The organism is Mycobacterium sp. MAC_080597_8934 (genome assembly GCF_000523975.1).
GTDB classification, from domain to species: Bacteria; Actinomycetota; Actinomycetes; order Mycobacteriales; family Mycobacteriaceae; genus Mycobacterium; species Mycobacterium avium.
Genome location: NZ_JAOS01000002.1, coordinates 198,593 through 206,023, shown reverse-complemented (window position 1 = coordinate 206,023; position 7,431 = coordinate 198,593). Strand labels below are relative to the sequence as shown.

The window sequence follows — 7,431 nt, the reverse complement described above, 5'->3', positions numbered from 1 at the left end:
CGACGGACGATCTCAGCCTGTTCATCGAGCGGCGGGCGCGCAAAGTGGAAGCCCTTGAGATCAGATATCGAAATCCGCTGATGTCCAGCGGCAGATCGCGTGGCTGCTTCGATCTGGGATCGGATTTCGGGGCCCGCGAATACAAGTTCGACAAACTGCGCCTCACGCGGGTCGCTGAGCCTGCAGCAAAAAAGACGGTCGGGATACTGGATCCTTGCGTCATCAGCGAGCCGGACGATTCCGCAGTTGCCAACATACTCAAGACTCCCGCTGAGCCGTGTAATCAGCAAGTCACCGTCTTGCAGATAATTCGCCTCACGCGTGGACTGCTCGGCGCTCAAGTAGCGAACATCCGAGAAGTCAATGGAGAACGGCCGCACACTGCTAGATCGAAGGATCGGGTAATTCGTCGGTTCATTTCGTGGCACCTCGGTCGAGCCACCGCGAATCGAACTTGCGATAGTGCCGAGCGTGAGGGATTCCCAGCCGCCTGACATGTCGGCGGCATCCTCAATATCTCGTTCCGCTCGCCAGTCAGCGGTGAGGCGGCCGGAGCAGGCGGCGGCGAGAACGGCTTGCCGGAAGCGCTCGTTCGCCCGATGCGCTGCCGAAAGGTGGCCTGAGGCGCTGGCACGCTTGGATTCGAATGCATCAATCGCGGCCACAAGCGTGTCCTGTGTCGGACGCGGCGCCAGCAGTACAGGGATCGAATTCATGGAGCCCTGATTGAGCTTGTCTCTGGTGCTCCCCTGTACTCGGTCCTTGAAGTCGAATGAATCCAAGTAGTGTTTGATGTACCGATTGCTTGTCACCTCACGACGGGCACGAAGAACGTGTGCGTGGTTGTTAACCCAGCTCTTGCCATCGATGACGTACGCAATTGGCTTGGACTTGTCTAGAAAGGGCGCGCCATCCTCACCGAGGAGGACCAGCTCCTCATCAAAGAGGTAGTCGTCTATCCAGCCAACTTGACCAGTGGCCCCGTAGTACGGGATAGGGCCAGGCCTTGCGGCGCGTCCTTTCGCGTTGACCGGCTTGCGACGGCTGTCTAATACATCGACGCAAAGTGCGAGCGGCGCAATTGTCCACCCATCGGGAGCGACGACATCCTCAGACACCGCTTACTCCATTACCTTCGAGCAGGCGTTGGATGTCGGCAAGGTCGTCCAACGCGAGTTGCAGCTCCTCCATGGCCTCGGTTATCAGTTCCTCGGGTTCGGGAAGCTCGTCGGCGTAATCGAGTTCCTCATCCCGCAGCCACTTGAAGGCGTCGAGTTTGTAATGCTTCTCCTTAATCTCGTCAAGCGTGAAGCTTCGCCACCGGCCGTCTGGCGACTCCCCCTCGGAACGCTTGCTCAACCCGTTCGGGTCATCGCCATAACACTTCTCGAACTCGGCGAAATGCTTGGGGCTAAGTGGACGGCTCTTCTTGGTGATCTTTGGGACGTTGGAACGGGCGTCATAGATCCACGTACGCTCGGTGGGCCTACCCTTGGTAAAGAAGATGACATTGGTCTTGGTGCCTTCGGTATACGGGCTGAATGTGCCCCTCGGGCAACGTAATACGGTGTGCAGGTCGCAGTCCTCCATGAGCACCTGGAACACCTCGCCGGCCTGCTGAGCGAACAGTACATTGTCGGGCACGACTACCGCAGCGCGGCCACCCTTCTTGAGCGTGGTCAGGATGTGCTGCAGAAAGTTGAGTTGCTTGTTGCTCGTCTGGACGACGAAGTCGTCTCGATCTGGCGCCTGGGCTGCCCCCTTGGTGCCGAACGGCGGATTCATCAGTATGACGTCGAAGCGCTGGCTTCCCGGTGTCTCATAGATCGAATCGCCAAGCGTGATGTGCGGCTCGACCTGGTGCAGGTAGAGATTCATCAGCGCCAACCGACGAGGTCGCTGCACAAGTTCGTTACCGTAGTAGGTCCGAGTACGGATGCGCTTGGCCGTATCGCGGTCGAGCGCACCGCCTTTAGTCTGATCCTTCAGCCACTCATACGCAGCGATGAGGAATCCCCCCGTACCGACGGCTGGGTCGCAGATTTTGAAATCCTTGCTGACGCGAGGGTCGGGCTGTATGCAGCGCACCATCGATTGAATGAGGATGCGTGGGGTGAAGTACTGACCGGCACCCTTCTTGCCCTCGCTGGCAGCCTTTTCCAGCAGACCCTCGAACGCTGCCGCTTTGATATCAGTATCAATGGCAGTCCATTCAGTCTCATCGATCAGACCGATGAGCTTTTGCAGGTTGACCGGGTTGGTGAAACGATTTTGCGAGCCAGAATAGATGTCGCCGAGGAGGCCGTGCTCCTTGCCGAGAGTACGCAACGCTTCTACGTAGGCATCGAGGAGCTCGCTGCCGGACTGCTTACGCAGATACGGCCAATCGGCGTGCTCGGGGACTTCGACACCGCGCTCGTCGGCCATCTTGAGGAACAGCAGATACGTGAGCTGCTCGATGTAGTCGCCGTAGTCGATACCGTCATGGCGTAGGACGTGGCAGAAGCCCCAAAGTTTATTTACGACATCACCAGTTGTCATGCGGCGACAAGCTCCTTATTCAGTTCTTTAATCAGATCATCGAGCTGTCCGTCGAACACTCGGTTAGCTCGTCCCCAGCCACCACGATCGAACAGGATTGGGATGACCTCGAAGTCTTCCCGCTCGATGCTGAGGTTTTGTACCAAGTGCTGGCGGATGTACTCCAGCCACTTCGCCTGCTCGTCGGTCAGTTGATGATCGGCAGTCACTTTGGCTACGGCAGCGTTGACGCGCTCCTCGGCGGTAAGTAAAGGTGCCTCGTCGATCGCTGCCCGCTTCACCATCGAGATGATGTCGACCAACGCTTTGTGATGAGTCGCGTTGAACGCCCGCTGCAAGTTGTCCTCCGTGAAGTGTTCGGGCGCTTGGCTCAACGCATCTCGCAGTTCGCGTAGAGCATCCGCACTCCAATCATTCGGCCGACCGAGCAGAATCTGCACGGCCTCGATCTCACGCTCGTGCTGCTCGACGAAGCGAACGAAAAGCTGCAGATAATCATCGGGCTTGTACTCCTTGCCGATGCCAGCCTTGATCAGGACCTCGGACTCGACCGTATCCGTCACGCCCGAGGCGACAACGAAGTGAGTTCTTGCACGCGGATACTCGACACATAGCTTGAGGAAGTCGGCGTCACGCAGGATCTTCATCGTGCCCGCGAAGTCACCACGCAGTTTGGCGGGCAGGTCTTCAGCGAAGCTGGCGACGTCGCCATCGGGGATGAAGCGGGCGAATAAGTCGCGAGCCTCGCCGCTCATGTTCTTGTCGATGCGCTGCAGACGTTTGACAAGGCGTTTGGTGTTGTAGTCGCGGTCGCGGTTCTGCCAGATGTCTTCGACGATCTGCGCGATGGTCTTGCTGTCGCCCTCAGGCGGCTCAATTGTCATGCCGGTAGTCGCCCGGAAGTATTCGAGCAGCGTGCCATCAAAGCAGTCAAAGACAGTGAAGTTTGTCTTGGCTGGCGTCAGGTCAGGTGAACGACGGGTGCCACGGCCGAGCATTTGCTCGAACAGGATGCGGGACTTGACTGGGCGCAGGAAGACCAGGAACTCAAGATCAGGGATGTCGACACCGGTTGTTAGAAGATCAACCGTCACAACGATTTTCGGGTTCGGTCGATTGCGAAACTCCCGGATCTTCTGCAACGGCCGATCGACTCGGCCAGTGATCTTGCCGACGAATGACTCACCACGACCAAACACATCTTTGGCGAGCTCCACCAACTGATCGGCGTGCGACACATGGGGTAGGTCGTTGGCGGCAAAGATGAGTATTTTTGGGAAGCGGCCGGTTTCGGCTTCGTGTGCTTCGGCATACTTCTTTAGTTCGGCGAGCACTTTGCGATTGCTATCGGGTGCCGTGATCTCCCGCTCCACTTTCGAAGCGTCATAGGCGCGCTCGTCCTCAAGTAGATCTAGCTGCCTGGCACCGGAATCAGGGTCGACCTGGTCGACCTGCTCGCCCTGATGTAGAAACACGCCGTTCATGCGGACATCACTGCGCACGCGTACGACGTCGTAGTCCACGAGATAGCCCTCGCGCACTGCACGCTCGTAGTCGTAGCGATATACAAGGTTTTCGAAGTAGGCCATGGTATGGGCAGCCGGCGTCGCCGTCAGCCCAACTTTGATGGCGTCAAACCAATCTAGCGTGTCCCGCCACACCGACAGTTCCTTGGCTGAGTAGCCGCGATGACACTCGTCGGCAACGATCAGATCGAAGGCGTGGATAGGGATGTCGAGCTTCTTGGCATCCTCATCGCCACTGTCGCCCTCGCCGAAGTGAATGCCTGCATCACGACCAAACAGATTGATGCTCATTCGCTGGATAGTGCTGACGTATACGAAGGCGTCCCCTAGCTTGGGGTTGGTGAGCAGCGAGTTCGGCATTACGTTCGGGTCAAACTTCTCGTCCTTATCAAAGTCCGTCTGTTGGAAACGCTGCGAATAGACGGGGTAGAGCTTATGGAACTTGAGGCCAGGCTCAGCCTCGAAGCTGGTGAAGGCTCGCACCGTCTGCGCTGCCAGGGCGCGGCGGTCAACAAGAAAGAGGACGCGTCGGGCGACGCCAGACTTCATTAGCCGATAGATCTCGTTAACCGTCATCAGCGTTTTGCCAGTGCCGGTCGCCATCGTCACCAGCATCTTGCGCTTACCCTCGGCGACCGTCTGCTCGATCGCCGTGTTGGCCTCCACCTGATACGGCCGCAGTTCTGGGTTCAGCGGAATCGTACGCAGCTTGGCGAACTCTGCTTCACTATCGCGTTCGAGCAGCTCCCTTAGTGCACTCGGCGTGTGGAACGTCGCCACCCTGCGTGAGCGGTTCTGCGGTCGGCGTACATCGTGAAACCAGGTTTCCTCGCCGTTCGTCGAATATAGGAATGGCACATGGAACTCGCCCCGCCATACCTGATCAACCTTGATCGCCCGCGCGTAGCGCTCGGCTTGCGGCAAGATGCCCTGCGCCCCAACCGTTAGCTTCTTGGCCTCCACAACGCCACGCACTGCGTGTTCATCGCAGAGCGCATAGTCGGCCGGGCCAGCCTCGGTTGGCCACTCTTCGACAGCCTTTTGAGAAGGGATGGCACCGGCCATTGATGGATGAAATTTCGCGACTTCCCAACCGGCAGACGCTAACCGTGGGTCAATGCGAGTTTGCCGAGTCACCTTTTCACTTTCCGTGACCACCCGAACGATCTCCTCCGGCGACCGCGTCCTACGACTGGTTATGGATTCCGCGCAGTTAAGCGGCGCGTATTTCCCAGCTCAAAGGATCTGGCTTGCTGTGTTTCGACGTGGGCCTGAACCCGGGCACAGCCTAATTGATAGGCGCGACAGAGTTACGCGATTTCCACGATCCACAGGCGGGCGTCCCAGCCACGCGCACCGACGCGCCGAACTAGCTGCGAACCTGACACCTCATTCCGATCAGGGAACCGGTTACTCAAGGCCTCCCCGGCAATGCCGCCAACCACCCGTCCGACAGCAACTCCAACAACTGCCCGTCCGGATCCCGGATCATCGCCGCGCCATCGGACACGCTCCCGTCGACCACCGCTCCACCGAACTCGCGCACCCGGGCCAACACACCCGGCAGGTCGGACACCGAGAACGAGATGTGCGTCAACCCGATCTGATCCATCACCCGCTCCGAGCCGGCATGAACCCGGCGCTTCGAGTAGTCGATCAGCTCGAGCACCAGCCCGTCGCGCACCAGATACGTCGCGTGCACGCCGAGCGGCTCGGGCAGCCTCACCAGCTGGGCGGTCAGGTCGTCGGGCGGGTCGATCTCCCACCAGAACTGGAAACCCAGCAGGCCCTCGTAGAACCGGCGGGAGCGCTCCCGATCCGCCACGCATAACCCAACGTGATTAAAAACCGTGCGATGGCTCGTCATGGCAACCTTCCCGCAGCAAGTCGGACCGAACCGGCCCTGCCCGACGCCGCCCGGCGTCGAGGCCCCTACTGCAACCAGCTGGAACGCGTAATAATGCAAAAGATAAACCAATAGCGGCCCGCTTCCGCCGAATACGCAAATCACCTTCCGTTGGAGGGCTTTTCGATGGCCACACGTCCGAACGTCAGCCCCGACGCGATCGTCGACTTCGACCATCACTCCGACGCGTTCAACCTCAACGAACTGGCCGTCAACGCCGAACTGCGGCAACGATGTCCGGTCGCGTGGAACGAGAACTACGGCGGGTTCTGGTTCCTCAGCAGCTACGACGCCGTCAGCCAAACCGCCCGCAACGGCGACACTTTCGCCCACAAGTACGAGCCGAACGCCGCAGACGGCGTGGACTACCAGGGCGAGATGGGCGTCCCGCGACCCGAAGGCCAACCGGCCCTGGGCCTCGGCGAGGTCGACGGCCCCTACCACCAAGCGCTACGTCACGCGCTGGCCCCGTTCTTCTCCCCCGGCGCCGTCGAGAAACTCAAGCCGTTCATGGAGCAATCCGCCCACTGGTTCCTCGACCAACAAATAACCACCGGGCAGATGGACCTGGTGCTCGACTACGCCAGCCCCGTCCCGGCCGTCCTCACCATGAAGCTGATGGGCCTGCCCTACGACAACTGGCACTTGTACGCCAACCTGTTTCACTCCGTCATGGCCGTCTCCCAGGACAGCGACGAGTACGCCACCAGCAATCGCCAAAGTGCCGGCGATGATGCAAGAAGTCCTCGACCACGCCGCCACCCGACGCGCGAAACCGGAAGAAGACCTGACCAGCTTCCTCATTCGATTCGAGTTCGACGGCCACCGCCTCACCGACGAGCAGCTGCTCAACATCCTGTGGAACCTGATCGGCGGCGGCGTCGACACCACCACCTCGCAGACCGCGCTGACCCTGCTGCACCTGGGCACCCACCCCGACCTCCGGCAGCAACTCATCGACCACCCCGAGCTCTACCGCACCGCCACCGACGAATTCCTGCGCTACTTCTCGGTCAACCAAACCCTCAGTCGCACAGTAACTCACGACGTTGTCCTGGCGGGCCAACGGCTGCGCAAGAACGACCGCGTCGTCATCAGCTGGCTGTCGGCCAACCACGACGAAAACGAATTCGACCGGCCCGACGAGATCATCCTCGACCGCGCACCCAACCGGCACGTCGCCTTCGGCCTGGGCCCGCACCGCTGCATCGGCTCCCACCTGGCGCGGCTGATGTCGGAGGTGATGGTCAGGGCGGTTCTTGACCGCATCCCGGACTACCAGGTCGACGTCGAAAACGTGCACCAGTACCTGGGCAACCCGAGCATGACCGGGCTGGGTCAGCTGCCGGTCACCTTCGCACCGGGAAAGAGCCGAAAAACGTTGCGTCCGTGGTGATCCCGTGCCACTACACGCAACGGTCCCATTGGCCGCTTCGACTGGAGTGCTATCACATCCGC

4 protein-coding genes and 1 pseudogene are annotated in these 7,431 nt (G+C 59.9%); 1 reads left to right on the top strand and 4 read right to left on the bottom strand.

Annotation, left to right across the window (positions count from 1 at the left end; genetic code table 11):
• The 4 genes from NF20_RS25890 to NF20_RS02845 form a co-directional block, all read right to left on the bottom strand.
• On the bottom strand, positions 1-1,118 hold a 1,118-nt coding region (locus NF20_RS25890; RefSeq protein ID WP_179944205.1), incomplete at its 3' end, for a restriction endonuclease subunit S.
• Complete coding sequence (locus NF20_RS02855; protein ID WP_019734054.1) at positions 1,111-2,541, bottom strand: HsdM family class I SAM-dependent methyltransferase; 1,431 nt, start codon at positions 2,539-2,541, stop codon at positions 1,111-1,113. The genes NF20_RS02855 and NF20_RS25890, both read right to left, overlap by 8 nt.
• Positions 2,538-5,132 carry a type I restriction-modification enzyme R subunit C-terminal domain-containing protein gene (locus tag NF20_RS02850; RefSeq protein WP_080576411.1) on the bottom strand — a complete coding sequence of 865 codons (2,595 nt, stop codon included), beginning with the start codon at positions 5,130-5,132 and terminating at the stop codon, positions 2,538-2,540. The genes NF20_RS02855 and NF20_RS02850 overlap by 4 nt, the downstream gene beginning before the upstream one ends.
• A gap of 349 nt (positions 5,133-5,481) precedes the next feature.
• Positions 5,482-5,934 (bottom strand): VOC family protein, encoded by a 453-nt coding sequence (locus tag NF20_RS02845; protein WP_033713267.1) that lies wholly within the window; start codon positions 5,932-5,934, stop codon positions 5,482-5,484.
• Positions 5,935-6,099: 165 nt separating this feature from the next.
• On the opposite strand from NF20_RS02845, the pseudogene NF20_RS02840 reads away from it, so the two are divergent.
• Positions 6,100-7,369: pseudogene (locus NF20_RS02840) on the top strand (cytochrome P450).
• The last annotated feature ends 62 nt before the right edge of the window (positions 7,370-7,431 follow it).

Coding starts and splice junctions, on each gene's coding strand:
- NF20_RS02845 (WP_033713267.1), bottom strand. CDS start 5,934: ATGACGAGCCATCGCACGGTTTTTAATCACGTTGGGTTATGCGTGGCG.
- NF20_RS02850 (WP_080576411.1), bottom strand. CDS start 5,132: ATGGCCGGTGCCATCCCTTCTCAAAAGGCTGTCGAAGAGTGGCCAACC.
- NF20_RS02855 (WP_019734054.1), bottom strand. CDS start 2,541: ATGACAACTGGTGATGTCGTAAATAAACTTTGGGGCTTCTGCCACGTC.